This window comes from Caulobacter sp. FWC26, from assembly GCF_002742645.2.
In the GTDB taxonomy this organism is placed as follows: Bacteria; Pseudomonadota; Alphaproteobacteria; order Caulobacterales; family Caulobacteraceae; genus Caulobacter.
Window position 1 is genome coordinate 3,538,576 of the sequence record NZ_CP033875.1, and the last position, 14,058, is coordinate 3,552,633.

The 14,058-nt window shown below is 67.0% G+C and carries 11 protein-coding genes and 4 pseudogenes; 7 read left to right on the forward strand and 8 right to left on the reverse strand.

Annotated elements, in window-relative coordinates; genetic code table 11:
- The first annotated feature begins 16 nt into the window (after positions 1 to 16).
- The gene (locus CSW63_RS18410) at positions 17 to 928 is read left to right on the forward strand and encodes a ribokinase (protein ID WP_062093574.1); all 912 of its coding nucleotides are present in this window, start codon (positions 17 to 19) and stop codon (positions 926 to 928) included.
- Between the two features lie 209 nt (positions 929 to 1,137).
- On the opposite strand, the gene CSW63_RS18420 is transcribed toward CSW63_RS18410, so the two are convergent.
- The 6 genes from CSW63_RS18420 to CSW63_RS18445 all read right to left on the reverse strand — a co-directional run bounded on the left by CSW63_RS18420 (position 1,138) and on the right by CSW63_RS18445 (position 6,620).
- Positions 1,138 to 1,434, reverse strand: a complete 297-nt coding sequence (locus CSW63_RS18420) for a hypothetical protein (protein ID WP_062093676.1) — start codon at positions 1,432 to 1,434, stop codon at positions 1,138 to 1,140.
- A gap of 100 nt (positions 1,435 to 1,534) precedes the next feature.
- Positions 1,535 to 2,032 (reverse strand): PAS domain-containing protein, encoded by a 498-nt coding sequence (locus tag CSW63_RS18425; RefSeq protein WP_082749318.1) that lies wholly within the window; start codon positions 2,030 to 2,032, stop codon positions 1,535 to 1,537.
- A gap of 197 nt (positions 2,033 to 2,229) precedes the next feature.
- Complete coding sequence (locus CSW63_RS18430) at positions 2,230 to 2,649, reverse strand: MucR family transcriptional regulator (RefSeq protein ID WP_062093674.1); 420 nt, start codon at positions 2,647 to 2,649, stop codon at positions 2,230 to 2,232.
- Between the two features lie 228 nt (positions 2,650 to 2,877).
- A complete protein-coding gene (locus tag CSW63_RS18435; protein WP_062093673.1) occupies positions 2,878 to 4,101 on the reverse strand; it encodes a DUF2336 domain-containing protein in 1,224 nt (407 codons plus the stop codon).
- Between the two features lie 71 nt (positions 4,102 to 4,172).
- Complete coding sequence (locus CSW63_RS18440) at positions 4,173 to 5,057, reverse strand: crotonase/enoyl-CoA hydratase family protein (protein ID WP_062093672.1); 885 nt, start codon at positions 5,055 to 5,057, stop codon at positions 4,173 to 4,175.
- A gap of 228 nt (positions 5,058 to 5,285) precedes the next feature.
- On the reverse strand, positions 5,286 to 6,620 hold the full coding sequence (locus tag CSW63_RS18445) for a cytochrome P450 (RefSeq protein ID WP_062093671.1): 1,335 nt from the start codon (positions 6,618 to 6,620) through the stop codon (positions 5,286 to 5,288).
- A gap of 165 nt (positions 6,621 to 6,785) precedes the next feature.
- Between CSW63_RS18445 and CSW63_RS18450 the strand changes: the two genes are divergently transcribed.
- From CSW63_RS18450 to CSW63_RS18470, 6 genes and pseudogenes are all read left to right on the forward strand, one after another.
- The gene (locus CSW63_RS18450) at positions 6,786 to 8,453 is read left to right on the forward strand and encodes a GMC family oxidoreductase (RefSeq protein ID WP_062093670.1); all 1,668 of its coding nucleotides are present in this window, start codon (positions 6,786 to 6,788) and stop codon (positions 8,451 to 8,453) included.
- A gap of 27 nt (positions 8,454 to 8,480) precedes the next feature.
- A pseudogene (locus tag CSW63_RS23880) lies at positions 8,481 to 8,600 on the forward strand (hypothetical protein); the annotation flags it as partial.
- Between the two features lie 23 nt (positions 8,601 to 8,623).
- Positions 8,624 to 10,162: an acyl-CoA synthetase gene (locus tag CSW63_RS18455; RefSeq protein ID WP_099503099.1), complete on the forward strand. Its 1,539-nt coding sequence runs from the start codon at positions 8,624 to 8,626 to the stop codon at positions 10,160 to 10,162.
- Positions 10,163 to 10,336: 174 nt separating this feature from the next.
- Entirely contained in the window at positions 10,337 to 10,783 is a 447-nt protein-coding gene (locus CSW63_RS18460; protein ID WP_062093549.1) for a MaoC family dehydratase, read from the forward strand.
- A 59-nt stretch (positions 10,784 to 10,842) separates the two neighbouring features.
- On the forward strand, positions 10,843 to 11,313 hold the full coding sequence (locus tag CSW63_RS18465; protein ID WP_062093548.1) for an OsmC family protein: 471 nt from the start codon (positions 10,843 to 10,845) through the stop codon (positions 11,311 to 11,313).
- A gap of 154 nt (positions 11,314 to 11,467) precedes the next feature.
- Positions 11,468 to 12,778: pseudogene (locus tag CSW63_RS18470) on the forward strand (aminotransferase class V-fold PLP-dependent enzyme); the annotation flags it as partial.
- A gap of 44 nt (positions 12,779 to 12,822) precedes the next feature.
- On the opposite strand, the pseudogene CSW63_RS18475 reads toward CSW63_RS18470, so the two are convergent.
- Both CSW63_RS18475 and CSW63_RS18480 read right to left on the reverse strand, forming a co-directional pair.
- Positions 12,823 to 13,016: pseudogene (locus CSW63_RS18475) on the reverse strand (CsbD family protein).
- Positions 13,017 to 13,083: 67 nt separating this feature from the next.
- Positions 13,084 to 14,054, reverse strand: a pseudogene (locus tag CSW63_RS18480) (serine protease).
- Positions 14,055 to 14,058: the final 4 nt, after the last annotated feature.

Here is a 14,058-nt window from a genome sequence, read left to right on the forward strand (position 1 = left end):
TTAGAAGACCAAGACCATGACCGTTTTCGTTCTCGGCTCGATCAATCTGGACGCCGTGGCGCGGGTCGATGACCTGCCGCGCCCCGGCGAGACGGTCGCCGGCAAATCGCTGGAGCTGTTCCTGGGCGGCAAGGGCGCGAACCAGGCGGTGGCCGCCGCCCGCATGGGCGTGGCCACCCGTCTGATGGGCGCCGTCGGCGGCGACGACAGCGGCGTCGGGCTCAAGACCAAGCTGGCCGGCTATGGCGTCCAGGTCGCCGACATCGCCGAACTTCAGGGCGTGCCCACCGGCCAGGCGCATGTCTGGGTCGCCGACAGCGCCGAGAACATGATCGTGGTCACCGCAGGCGCCAACGCTATGGTTACGCCCCAGCAGGTGGCCGCCACGCCGATCGAGGGCCAGCGTGTCCTGCTCTGCCAACTGGAGACCCCGGCGGTGGCGATCGAGGCCCTGTTCCGCGCGGGGTCGGCCAAGGGCGCCCTGCGGATCCTGAACGCGGCCCCGGCCCTGCCCCAGGGCGCGGCGCTGTTTCCGCTGACCGACATCCTGATCGTCAACCAGACTGAGCTGGCCTCTTACGCCAAGCTCGACCGCGAGCCGGTCAAGCTGGAGGAGGTCTCGGTGGCGTCGCGTCGGCTGATGAGCCGCCCCGACCAGACGATCATCGTCACCCTCGGCGCGGCCGGCGCGGCGGTGGTGCGTCGCGACGAGGCGTTCCTGGTCGAGGGCAAGAAGGTCAAGGCGATCGACACCGTCGGCGCTGGCGACTGCTTCTGCGGCGCCCTGGCCGCGACCCTGTCCCAGGGCATGGATCTGGCCGAGGCCGTCGAAATGGCCAACGCCGCCGCCGCCCTCTCGGTCCAGAAAGCCGGCGCCGCCCCGTCGATGCCCAGCCGCCGCGAGGTCGAGGCGTTCCTAGCGGCATGAGGCGAAGGCAGACGTTGCGTGGTCGGACAGATCCTCCCCCGCGATGCGGGGGAGGTGGCCCAGAGGGCCGGAGGGGGCTAACGCGGGGCCTGCCCGGCTCGCCCCCTCAGTCGCTTCGCGCCAGCTCCCCCGCGACGCGGGGGAGCATCTAATGTCCCGCCTCCACCCATCCATCCAGGACAACTAGAACGCCGACCGAGAAGACCTTCCTAGGCGCTTGGTTTCCTTATCGCCACCCATCCGTCGCGCAGGGTTACCACGAGCCAAATGAGCATCGTGAGCACCATAATACCGGTCTCCCAATCGCTGCCGGCGCCGACCAGCCTGGCCGCGATGCCCGAGATTGGAACGAGCAAAAGAAGCGCCGTTCTAGGAAGCGCGACTAACCCGAACCTCGCTTGGACCGTCTCGACGTCTACCGGAGCGGTAGAGTACCTGAGGAAGGTGAGCAGAACCGATCTTTCGGTGAAAAACAGAATGGGGACGAAAAGGACGTAGATGAGCATAACGCCTCCTTCCGTCAGGCTATCACGAGGCAGGTCCCCACCACCGATTCCAGACTTCAGATCCGCCCGCACCCGCGACGCCGAGCCGGCGAACGCGCCCTCAGGCCGCGCGGATGCCCGAGACGCCTTCGGCGGCCGCGCCGACCACGGCGTCGTAGCCGAGGATCATGTCGACGTCCTTGCCGTTGCTGGCCAGCGGCAGGCGCAGCCACAGGATCGACATGTGCGGCGCACCGCGCCAGGCCAGGCTGTGGACGCCCACGCCCGGACGACGCTCGTCCACGACCTTGTCCAGTTCCTTGCGCCAGTATTCACCGGCGGGGCCCTGATAGATGTCGCCCAGCATCCGGCCGGTGATCTCGCGGCCATAGACGCCATAGAGACCGGTCCCCGCCAGGCGCAGGCGATAGTCGCGGGACACACCGCCGACGACGTCGATCAGGCTGACGGTCGGCAGCAACCGCTTCATGCTCGCAGGATGCACGTCGACGCGCGCGGGGAGGTTCGCCCCCCGACGGAGGGACGCCCAGTAGGCGAACATCTCCTGATGAGCGCGGGCCGCCGTAGCGGATGCGCTCAGTTGCGCGGACATCTTCAGAGTCCTTAACAAGCTATTGGAATCACTTCGATTCACTATCGCTTAAGGAACGAATCGGCGGCAAGTGAAAAACATGCCGCGCGACAAGATTCCCGGGGAGAGTCAACCATCAACGACAACGCCCGCCGTCCGGATGCGGACGACGGGCGCTGATATTTGCAGAGGCCGCGAACGACCAAGCTTTTGTTCCGACTCGTCTATTTCGCCTTGCGCGCGGGTTTGCGACCGCCCTGGCCCAGCCCCATCTGCTTGGCGAGGTTCGAACGCGCCTCCGCGTAGTTCGGCGCCACCATTGGGTAATCCTTGGGCAGACCCCATTTGGCGCGATAGTCCTCAGGCGTCATGTCGTACTTGGTGCGCAGGTGGCGCTTCAGCGATTTGAACTTCCGGCCGTCTTCCAGGCAGATCAGGTAGTCGGGCGTGATCGACTTGCGAACCGGCACCGCCGGCTCCTTCGGCGCGGGGGCCGGTTCGGCGGCCGGGGCGCCGACAGTGGCCAGCGCGGCGTGGACCTGCTTGATCAGGGCCGGCAGATCGGCGGTCGAAACCAAGTTGTTGCCGACATAGGCGGAAACGATGCCTGCCGTCATTTCGATCAGGTCAGATTGATCTTCCATATGCGTCGCCCGTCGCCAAATCTTTTTGTTGGTGCGGCTGATTCCTAGATCAGTCGAAGGGTGCATAGCGAGATTACTGAGCCCGAGCAATATGAAGCCCGGCAAGAGATCATTCGTAATGGTCTAATGTTCGCGAACGCCTGTCGCTACTCGAAATGGCGACAGACGACGATGGATATCCTGAGTATCGATACGAGCGGTCGATTAAATATCGGCGATATCGCGGCGTTAACGGCCAAAGTCGCGCGAGAGCGCCAGCATGGCGGCGCGCTGCGGCGCCGAGTATTCGTCGATTGCGCCCTGATCGCCGTCGCGGATCGCCTTCAGAAGCGCCGGCGTCAGGGCCGAGGTCAGCGACCAGTTCCAGTAGCGCAGCACCGTCTGGGCGCGGTCGACGGCGACGGTGTCATAGACGGTCAGCACGCGTTCCAGCGCCGGGTCGGGCGCGCCCGAGCGATCCACCTCCTGACGGCGCAGACCCCGCCAGAGCTGGCGCACGCAGCCCCGCGGAAGGCCGGTGGCCTTGCAGAGGATCGCCAGCGGCTCGCCGCCACGATCGGTGAAGATCTTGGCGCCGGTCATCGGCTTGAGGCCCGACAGGTACGAGATTTCTTCGGCGATCTCGCGGGTGAAGCCCGCCTCTCCGGCCGCGACCGCTTCGTCGAGGCTGGCGAACGGGCTCTTGGCGATGGCGGCGCGGTTGCGCTGGCGGCGCTCGATGAACTGCAGCGCCTTGCGGGAAAGCGGGTCCTGCCAGCCTTCGGCCGAGGCCAGGGCGAAGACATCGCCGACGGCGTCCTGCAGAATCTCGCGCGACACCGCGAAGCGCTGGAGGATCGTGCGCCTAGCCTCGGAGTCGGCCCACCAGAACATCACGTAGGCGTGGCTGGGCCGAAGCTCGGCGCGGCGCAGCAGCAGCGGGATCAAGTGCGGCGCGTCACGCGTCGCAGCCACGATGTTCTCGACGCCTTGGTGGCTGAGCCTGGCCAGTTCGTTGCGCAGCAAAGTCTCGATGACGGCCGGCTCGCCCACCTCGATCAGCGCATCGGCCACCACCTCGCTGACGCCGCGACGCTGGGCGATCAGGCGCCGGTGCTCGGTCGTGGCCTGATACAGGCAGTTGATCAGATCCGCGTCCGACAGCTTCTCGGAATCGACCAGCAGGGCGCGCGCCACGGGCAGCTCGTCGCGCAGCAGCAGGCGCACCAGCACGCCCGGCATCTCGTTGAGCATGGCCAGGCGGCGGGCGACCTTCTCGCGCTCGCCGACATTGGCGTCGCGCAGCATCTCCACCAGCAGGTCGGCCGTCATCGACCGCTCGAAGGCGTTGATCCGGCTGCTGGGCAGGCAGACGACATCGGCCAACCGCTTGAGCAGGGTCGTGCGTGAGCGGGGCGCGGCCTTGGGCGCCTCGGGCTCTTCGAACGACGGTGTCAGCGCGGCTTCGCTCATGGCCGCCAGCAGACCAGAACGTGATTAACGGCCGGTGAGCGCGGGCGCGGCGAATGCGCGCCTGCGCCCCATTACCGGAACTCAGGGTCCTTCCACTCGGGCCAGATGTCGGGCACGTCGGTCGAGACCTTGTTCGGATAGACCGGCGCGCGCTTTTCGAGGAACGAGGTGACGCCCTCCTTGGCGTCGCCGGACGCGCCGCGCGACTGGATGGCGCGGCTGTCGGCCTTGTGCGCCTCCATCGGGTGGTCGGCGCCGGCCATGCGCCAGAGCAGCTGACGGGTCAGGGCCACCGAGACCGGCGCGGTGTTGTCGGCGATCTCGCGGGCCAGGGCGCGGGCGGCGGGCAGGAGTTCCTCGGGCGCGTGCAGCGAGCGCACCAGGCCTTTCTCCAGCGCCTCGGAGGCCGGGAACACACGGCCGGTGTAGCACCACTCCAGCGCGGTCTGCAGGCCGACGAGGCGCGGCAGGAACCAACTGGACGCCGCCTCCGGATTGATGCCCCGACGGGCGAACACGAAGCCGAACTTGGCCTCGGTCGAGGCCAGGCGGATGTCCATCGGCAATTGCATGGTCACGCCCACGCCGACAGCCGCGCCGTTGATCGCGCCAATGATCGGCTTGAGGCTGTCGTACATGCGCAGGGTGACCCGGCCGCCGCCGTCGCGATAGATGTCGCCGACCTTGCCCTCTTCGCGCTCCAGCGCCTGTGGGCTGGTGCGGTCGAAGGTGGCGCCGCCGGCGCCCAGGTCCGCCCCGGCGCAGAAAGCCCGGCCCGCGCCAGTGATGATCACCACCTTGACCGCATCGTCGGCGTCGGTGACGTCGAACACCTCGATCAGGTCCTTCATCATCCGCGCGGTGAAGGCGTTCATCCGGTCGGGACGGTTGAGGGTGATCGTCGCGATCCCGTCCTCGACGTCATACAGCAGGGTCTCGAAGGTCGGTTGCGACATGGCTTCCTCCACGGTCTCGGTTCAAACGATCGTATGACTCGAAGGCGCCGAAGAACAAGACCCGGCCTTGGGCCTTGGGGCGCTCTGCTGTTTTGGGTTCGCTGCGACCGCGCGTCGCGGGGCGCAAGCGGTCAAGCTGAGCCATTCTAGCGGTGTCCGGAGCCCCCCATTCCGGACGCCCTACAGCGCCGGCGCGAGTTGTGACCCTCGCGGCCGGCGCGCCCTTCTTCAGCCCCGCTTCACACCCAGCTTACTGATCGCGTGCACGAAGTTGTTCGGGGCGATCTCGATGTTCCCCGTCCAGTTCAGGTCGGGGAAGCGGGCCAGGATCTGGCGATAGGCTTCCTCCAGCTGAATCTGAGCCACGCGCTTGCCGATGCAGGTGTGCGGGCCGTAGCCGAAGGCGATGTGCTTGCCGGCGTTGGCGCGGGTGACGTCCAGCTGGTCGGGGTTCTCGAACATGGCCGGATCGCGGTTGGCCGCCCCGTAGTACATGATCGCCTTCTCGCCCTCGCGGATCAGCTGGCCATTGACCTCGACGTCGCGCGTGGCCGTGCGGCGCATGTAGATCACCGGGCTGACCATGCGGATGAACTCGTCGACCGCCCCGGCCAGCAACGACGGATCGGCGATCAGCTTCTGCTTCTGGTCGGGGAACTCGGTCAGCAGCTTCATCGCGCCCGACAGGGTGTTGCGGGTGGTGTCGTTGCCGGCGAACACGATCAGCAGCCACGAGCCGTCCAGATACTCGTCGGGCAGCACCGCGCCGTCGAGCTGGGCGCGGGCGATGGCGGTCATCAGGTCTTCTTTCGGGTCCTCGCGACGCTTGTGCAGCATCATGCGGCCGTACTCGAACATCTCCTCGACGTTGTTGTTGAAGTCCATGACGAACTGCATCAGCTCCAGCGTCGGCTGCATCGGCGCGTTGGCCTGCTTGACCGCCAGGTCCTGGGCGCGCTCGAGGTAGTGCATCCAGGTCAGGAACTTGGGCCTGTCCTCCGGCGGCACGCCCAGGATCTCGCACAGGGTGAACAGCGGCAGCACGCTGGAGAAGTGCTCGACCATGTCGATCTCGGCGCCGTTCGCCAGCAGCGGCTCCATCTCGTCGAGCAGACGCGTCACCTCGCCCTTCACGCGCTCGGTCAGGGCGCGCAGATAGGACGGCGTGAAATAGGGCATGTGCTCGCGACGCAGCTGCAGATGATGCGGCGCGTCCATGTTGATCATGGTGTCCATCGAGGCGCGGAACAGCAGCGCATGGCGCTTTTCCGGCGCGCCCATCGACATCAGGATGCCGCCACGCTGGGACGAGAAGGTCTCCGGATCGCCATTGACCCGGTGAACGTCCTCATAGCGCGTCAGAGCCCAGAAGCCCGGACCGTCGAACGGCTCGGGGTGCCACATCACCGGCGCCTGTTCGCGCATCCGGGCGAAGTCGGCCCAGGGCTGGCCCTTGGTGAAGCGGAAGATATCGGCCAGGTCGACATCGCTGAGGGTCGGATAGGTCGGCGGCGCTCCGGGGCCAGCCTTGCCGTCCACCACCGTCTGACTGATCAGGTCCACTTTACGCTCCCTAGGGTATCTTTCCGTTAGCGTCAGGATACCCAAGATCGGTGTTCGACCAACGGCGCCGCGACGGCAACTTGCGCAATGGGCGCAGCTGGGCTCATCCTCTCAACTAAACACCGATCACGCGACGCGAACGCTGACGGCAAAGGGAGAGAAGCGATGACCGGGATCATCGAGGCCGACTACGTCGTGGTCGGCGCAGGCTCGGCGGGCTGCGTGCTGGCCGCGCGCCTGTCGGAAAACGGCCGCTACAAGGTGGTGCTGCTGGAGGCCGGCGGCGACGACCGCCCCACCAAGAACCTTTCGCAGTTCGCCTCGAACCTGATGATCCACATTCCGGTCGGCTACTCGTCGACCCTGAAGGATCCCAAGGTCAACTGGCTGTTCACCACCGAGCCGGACCCCGGCACGGGCGGCCGCACCCACGTCTGGCCGCGCGGCAAGGTCCTGGGCGGCTCGTCCTCGATCAACGCCATGCTCTATGTGCGCGGCCAGGCCGCCGACTATGACGGCTGGCGGCAGCTGGGCTGCGAGGGCTGGGCCTGGGACGACGTCCTGCCCTATTTCCGCAAGGCCCAGAACCAGGAGCGCGGGGGCTGCGATCTGCACGCCACCGGCGGCCCGCTGAACGTCGCTGACATGCGCGACGCCCACCCGATCTCCGAAGCCCTGATCGAGGCCTGCGACCAGGCCGGCATCCCACGCTATGCCGACCTGAACGGTCCCGACCAGGAAGGCGCGACCTGGTATCAGGTGACGCAGAAGAACGGCGCGCGCTGCTCGTCGGCGGTGGCTTACCTGCACCCCGCCATGAAGCGCCCGAACCTGCGGGTCGAGACCAACGCCCTGGCCGGCCGCGTGCTGTTTGAGGGCAAGCGCGCCGTCGGCGTCGAGTTCACCCAGAACGGCGAGCGGCGCGTGGCCATGGCGCGCGGCGAGGTCATCCTGGCGGGCGGCGCGATCAACTCGCCTCAGCTGCTGCAGCTGTCGGGCGTCGGCCCCGGCGGCCTGCTGCGCGAGCATGGGATCGAGGTCGTAGCCGACCTGCCCGGCGTCGGCGAGAACCTGCAGGACCATTACATCGTCGCCGCCCGCTACCGCCTGAAGTCGGGCACCATCTCGGTCAACGAGCAGAGCAAGGGCGGGCGCCTGGCGGCCGAGGCGATGAAGTATCTGCTGTTCCGCAAAGGTCTGCTCACCCTGTCGGCGGCGCACGTCGCGGCCTTCTGTAAGTCTCGTCCCGATCTGGCCGGACCGGATATCCAGTTCCACATCCTGCCGGCGACCATGGACCTGGAGAAGCTGTTCAACGAGCAGAAGATGGAGCTGGAAGGCGCCCCGGGCATGACCATCGCGCCCTGCCAGCTCCGCCCCGAAAGCCGCGGGCACATCCGGATCAAGTCGGCCGATCCGTCGGTCTATCCGGCGATCTTCGCCAACTATCTGGCCGATCCGCTGGACCAGGAAGTCATCGTCGCCGGCCTGAAATGGGCGCGGAAGATCGGCCAGCAGCCGGCCATCGCCCAGTATGTCGAGAGCGAGATGAACCCTGGCCTCGAGGTCCAGACCGACGAGCAGTTGCTGGAGTTCGCCCGCCAGACCGGATCGACCCTCTATCACCCGGTCGGCAGCTGCCAGATGGGGAACGGGCCGATGGCCGTGGTGGACGCGCAACTGCGTGTGCGCGGCGTCGAGGGCCTGCGCGTGGTCGACGCCTCGATCATGCCGCGCCTGATCTCCGGCAACACCAACGCCCCCTCGATCATGATCGGGGAAAAGGGCGCGGACATGATCCTGGCCGCCGCCAACCAGCCCGTGGCCGCCTAGCCTCCTACCCGTGTCATCCCGGCCGGACCCCGGCGAAAGCCGGGGGAGAGCCGGGCCCCAGGGGCGGCGCGCACTGCGCTCTGGCGCCCCCTGGGTCCCGGATCGGCCCTACGGCCCGTCCGAGATGACAGATCGAAATCGAGTTAGAAACAGACGCAGAGGTCCCGGATATGCACCCCTACCTCCACGCCCAGTCGCAAGGCGACAAGGCCGCCTATGTCATGTCCGGCTCCGGCGAGGTCGTCACCTACGCCCAGTTGGAAGCCCGCTCGAACCAGGGCGCGCACCTGTTCCGGTCGCTGGGCCTGGTTCCCGGCGACGTCATCGCCATCCTTATGGAGAACAACGCCCGCTTCTTCGAGGTGGCGTGGGCGGCCCAGCGCTCGGGTCTCTATTTCGTCTGCATCTCGACCAAGCTGACGGCCGCCGAGGCCGAGTACATCCTGCAGGACTGCGGGACCAAGGTGTTCATCACCTCGACCGCCATGGGCCCGGTGATCGATGAGATCGCCGCCCTGGTTCCCGGCCTGTCGCTGTTCACGGTGGGTGGCGCGCACGGCGCCTACGCCGACTTCGTCGCGGCGCGTGACAGCCAGCCGACGACGCCGATCACCGACGAGAGCGCCGGAACCGACATGCTCTATTCGTCGGGCACCACGGGACGCCCCAAGGGCGTGAAGCCCGCGCTCAGCGGCGGGCCGATCGATGCGCCCAACGCCCTGCAGATGATGGCCCAGGGCCTGTTCGGCTTCTCCGGCGACAGCATCTATCTGTCGCCGGCGCCGCTCTATCACGCCGCGCCGCTGCGCTGGTGCATGACGGTGCACAAGCTGGGCGGCACGGTGATCGTGATGGAGAAGTTCGACCCCGAGGTCGCGCTCGCCCTGATCGAGAAGCACAAGGTCAACTGCGGCCAGTTCGTGCCGACCCACTTCGTGCGGATGCTGAAGCTGCCGGAAGAGGCGCGCGCCAGATACGACGTCTCGTCGATGAAGTCGGCGATCCACGCCGCCGCCCCCTGCCCGATTCCCGTCAAGGAGCAGATGATCGCCTGGTGGGGTCCGGTGATCTTCGAGTACTACGCCGGCACCGAGGGCAACGGCTTCTGCTGGATCAACTCCGAGAACTGGCTGACCCACAAGGGCAGTGTCGGCCAGGCGGTGCTGGGCGAGCTGCGCATCTGCGACGAGGCCGGCGACCCCGTCCCGCCCCGCACCGAGGGCACGGTCTATTTCGCCAACGGCCCGGCGGTGAACTACCACAACGCCCCGGAGAAGACGGCCGAGAGCTACAACAAGCACGGCTGGACGACGCTGGGCGACGTGGGCTGGGTCGACGAGGAGGGCTTCCTCTACCTGACCGACCGCAAGAGCTTCATGATCATCTCGGGCGGGGTGAATATCTATCCGCAGGAGATCGAGAACCTGCTGATCACCCACCCCAAGGTCGCCGACGCCGCCGTGGTGGGCGCGCCGCACGAGGAGATGGGCGAGCAGGTCGTTGCGGTGATCCAGCCCATGGACCTTGGCGACGACCAGGTCGCCCTGGCCGAGGAGCTGATGGCCTTCGCCCGCGCCAATCTCAGCCACGTGAAGTCGCCGCGCCGCATCGACTTCATGGCCGAACTGCCCCGCCATCCGACCGGCAAGCTCTACAAGCGCCTGATCCGCGACGGCTACTGGGGCAAGGGCGAGAGCCGGATCGTCTAGAGCCTCGCGCGTCAAAACGGCATCGTTCTGACGCGATAACGAGGCTCTAAATCAAATACTTAGAGCGTGACTCGCGCCGAAACCGGTTCCCACTTTCGGCGTCACGCTCTAGCCGGGGTTGACCCGGCTTGCGTCGACTGGTCTCTATCCAAACAACTGTTTGGGAGGTTTATGATGAAAGAAGTCGCCTACGCCGACATCGCCGGCCTCGTGGGCCAGGAACTGGGCGTTTCGGACTGGGTGGAGATCACCCAGGAGCGGGTCAACCTGTTCGCCGAGGCCACCGGCGACCACCAGTGGATCCACGTCGACGTCGAACGCGCCACCAAGGAAATCGGCGGCCCGATCGCTCACGGCTACCTGACGCTGTCGCTGATCCCGATGCTGGGCGCGGGCATCCTGCGCGTCACGGGCGTCACGCGCGGCATCAACTATGGCTGCGACAAAGTCCGCTTCACCGGCATGGTGCGCGTCGGCAAGAAGGTGCGCATGCGCCAGAAGCTGCTCGCCGTCGAGCCCAAGGCCGGCGGCCTGCAGATGAAGAACGAGTGCACGATCGAGATCGAGGGCGAAGAGCGTCCCGCCTGCGTGGCCGAGACCATCTCGATCATCTACGGCTGATCATGCCAGCCTCTGGACGGCTGAATCGCGATAGCGTTCGGCCGTCCAGGGAGCGCAAGATGGCCAAACAGCACGACTACACCAGCCTGATCGAATGGACCGGCGACCGAGGCCAGGGCACCCGCACCTATCGCGGCTATGACCGCACCTGGAGCATCGCCACGCCGGGCAAGCCGCCGGTGCCGTGCTCGAACGATCCGCTACTGGGCGGCGACCCGACCCTGCACAATCCCGAGGACCTGCTGCTGTCCTCGCTGAGCGCCTGCCACATGCTCTGGTATCTGCACCTGGCCAGCACCGCCAGGATCGTGGTGCGCGGCTATCGCGACCAGCCGCTCGGCGTCGGCGAGAGCACGCCGGACGGAGCCGGCCGCTTTCTGCGCGCGACGCTGCGGCCGCACATCGTGGTGGAGGCCGGCGCCGACCTCGCCAAGGCCGACGCCATCCACCACGAGATTCACAAGGTCTGCTTCATCGCCCGCTCGGTGAACTTCCCGGTCGACTACGCAGCGACCTACGAGGAGGTCTGAAGCCCGCGAAGGCGCTTGGGGTTCAAGACGCCGAGGAGGCGCCTAAGTCGCTCTCAAGCGCAAGAACGCGCTTGAGAAGCGCCACCATCACCTTGCCTTAAGGCCCAGATCGTGGACCTGCTCGGCGCGCCAACGCCGACGAGAGAGTCCGAGCATGCCCTTCGCCCCCAGCCGTCGCCAATTTCTGACCACCGCCGCAACCGGCGGGTCGGCCCTGATGGCCGGCGCGGGCGTCGCGCAAGCCGCGACGCCCGCAGCAGCGGCCCCGCTCGCCCCCAACTCGATCCCGGTCGCCGAGCTCCACCGCCAGTTCGACGTCGAGCCTGGCTATCACAATCTCGAGGCCGGCTACTGGAGCATGATGCCCCGCGTGACGGCCGAGGCCTTCGCGCGCAACACGGCGATGGTGAACCGCGCCAACGCCATCTGGGCCCGCAACGTCCTGCCTGGCGGCGAGGGCTGGAACAGCGCCTTTCGGGCGGCGGAGGCGGCGATCGCGCGGCTGGTCGGCTGCGGCGCCGACGAGATCGCCTTGGCCCGCAGCGGGGCCGACGCCCTGCAGATGCTGATCACCAACTATAAGCCGCTGAGGGCCGGCGACGGCGTGATCTGCTGCGATCTGGACTACGACACCATGATCGCCGCCATGCGCTGGCTGGGCACGCACAAGGGCGCCAAGGTCGTCGAGTTCGCCATGCCCGAGCCCGCGACGACGGCCAACATCCTGGCCGCCTATGAGGACGTGCTCAAGCGCACGCCGGAGGCCAAGCTGCTGCTGGTCACCCAGGTTTCCAACAAGACCGGCCTCGTCACCCCCGTACGCGAGATCGTGGCCATGGCCCGGGCGCGGGGCGTGGACACCATCGTCGACGCCGCCCATGGCGTGGCCTGCCTGGACTTCCAACTGGAGGACCTGGGCGCCGACTTCGTCGGCTGGTCGGTGCACAAATGGACCTCGGCGCCGCTCGGCACCGGCGCGATGTATATCCGCAAGAGCCGCCTCGCCGATATCGACATCGCCTTCGAGAACCGCAACTTTCCGGACGACAACATCAACACCCGCATCCCGTCGGGCACCGTGAACTTTGCTGCGGTCATGACCATCCCGACCGCCGTCGACTTCCATTTCGCCGTCGGCGGCGCGGCCAAGGAGGGGCACATGCGGGGCCTGCGCGACCGTTGGGTCCAGGCCGTGAGGGACCTCGCGAATGTCGAGATCTGCGTTCCCGACGATCCGGCCCGCTACTGCGCGATCACCAGTTTTCGCCTGAAAGGCATGACCACCGACGAGGCCGCGCGGCGGGTGCAAAAGCGCCTGTTCGACGCGCATCGCGTTCACACCATCTGGCGGGGGGGCGTCAGGAAGGCTCCGGTGATCCGCGTGACACCCGGCCTGTTCAGTACGCCCGCCGACGTCGACGCCCTGGTCAAGGCCCTGCGGGCCGAGCACGCCATGCTGCTGTAAACGCAAACGGCCGCCGGATCGCTCCGGCGGCCGATACGTCAGTCTTAGCGGGCGCTTAGTGCTTGATCGCGTCGCCGATCTTGTCCTGGGCCTTGCCGATCTTGTTCTGCATGTCGCCCTTGGTCTTCTGGATCGCGCCTTCGGCTTCGAGCTTCTCGTTGCCGGTCGCCTTGCCGACGGCTTCCTTGGCCGCGCCCACACCCTTGTCGATCGCGCCTTCGATACGATTGCTGCTCATGACTCGCTCCTCTGCGTCGCTGTTGTGCGTCGCGGAAGAAAACGAGGACGGCGCCATTAGGGTTCCGTCAGCGGTTGGCGCCAATCGCTGCGGCCGGCGTGGAGACCGAGGCGATCACAGGCGCGGGAGGGAACGGCGGTCGAGACGCCCGCGCCTGAGTCACGGCGCCGCCGGGCATCTGGTCGATCAGCGCCAAGGTCTCGCGGATGAACTTGGCGTGGGTGACGATGCCGATTTCCAGGCGCTCGCCCGAAAGCTCGACCTGCTGGGTCAGCACCCCCGCGATAAACTGCACGTCCTGGGCCTCGTTGGCGCCGGGGCGACGCCGCCCGGCCTGCGCCATGAACACCGGTCCGCCCGAGTTCCCCGGGAACACCGCGAAGTCCAACAGGAAGGTCGGGAAATCGGCCGACGGGGTCAGCGGGTACGAGGCGACCCGCCCGGAGCGCAGGATAGGAAACCCGGCGGGATTGGCCGACAGCCCCCGCGGAAAGCCCAGGGCCATCATCTCGTCGCCAGGGCCAAGGTTGAAGTCGCTGAAGGTGTCGTCCTTGGCCAGATAGTTCAGCGGGATCGCCGCGCGAACGAACTCCTGCGGCGCCTCGACCACCATGGCCGCGATGTCGCGCGTGGGGTGCTTGACCCAGAGGGGATGATCGCCGTTGCGGATCTGCAGGGCCTCGGGATCGTAGCGCCAGACCCGGTCGGCGCTCTGGACGCGATAGCCGATCCTGGCCGTCACCGACGGCATCTTTTCCAGAACATGCGCGGCGGTGATCAGGATCGTGCGCGGCTTGCCGTCCGGCGCGATGTCGGCGATCAGGAAGCCGGTTCCGACGGTGCGAGACCCGTCAGCCAACGGCTGTTCCAACTGGACCGTCGCCTTGATCAGGTCGACGGACAGGTCCACCGGCATGTCGCCCCCCCTTGTTACGCTACGACAGACTAGCCCGACGCTTGAGGGAGTTTGACCACAGCGGTCACGCACCGCAAGTTGTCGTTGTGCCGCACGCGCGGGGTGTTCGAGCTACGGGGAATTCAC

Excerpts from the sequence above, each read along its gene's own strand:
- CSW63_RS18410 (WP_062093574.1), top strand. The coding sequence starts at position 17 with ATGACCGTTTTCGTTCTCGGCTCGATCAATCTGGACGCCGTGGCGCGG.
- CSW63_RS18420 (WP_062093676.1), bottom strand. The coding sequence starts at position 1,434 with ATGCTCATCTACGTCCTTTTCGTCCCCATTCTGTTTTTCACCGAAAGA.
- CSW63_RS18430 (WP_062093674.1), bottom strand. The coding sequence starts at position 2,649 with ATGGAAGATCAATCTGACCTGATCGAAATGACGGCAGGCATCGTTTCC.
- CSW63_RS18435 (WP_062093673.1), bottom strand. The coding sequence starts at position 4,101 with ATGAGCGAAGCCGCGCTGACACCGTCGTTCGAAGAGCCCGAGGCGCCC.
- CSW63_RS18440 (WP_062093672.1), bottom strand. The coding sequence starts at position 5,057 with ATGTCGCAACCGACCTTCGAGACCCTGCTGTATGACGTCGAGGACGGG.
- CSW63_RS18450 (WP_062093670.1), top strand. The coding sequence starts at position 6,786 with ATGACCGGGATCATCGAGGCCGACTACGTCGTGGTCGGCGCAGGCTCG.
- CSW63_RS18455 (WP_099503099.1), top strand. The coding sequence starts at position 8,624 with ATGCACCCCTACCTCCACGCCCAGTCGCAAGGCGACAAGGCCGCCTAT.
- CSW63_RS18460 (WP_062093549.1), top strand. The coding sequence starts at position 10,337 with ATGAAAGAAGTCGCCTACGCCGACATCGCCGGCCTCGTGGGCCAGGAA.
- CSW63_RS18465 (WP_062093548.1), top strand. The coding sequence starts at position 10,843 with ATGGCCAAACAGCACGACTACACCAGCCTGATCGAATGGACCGGCGAC.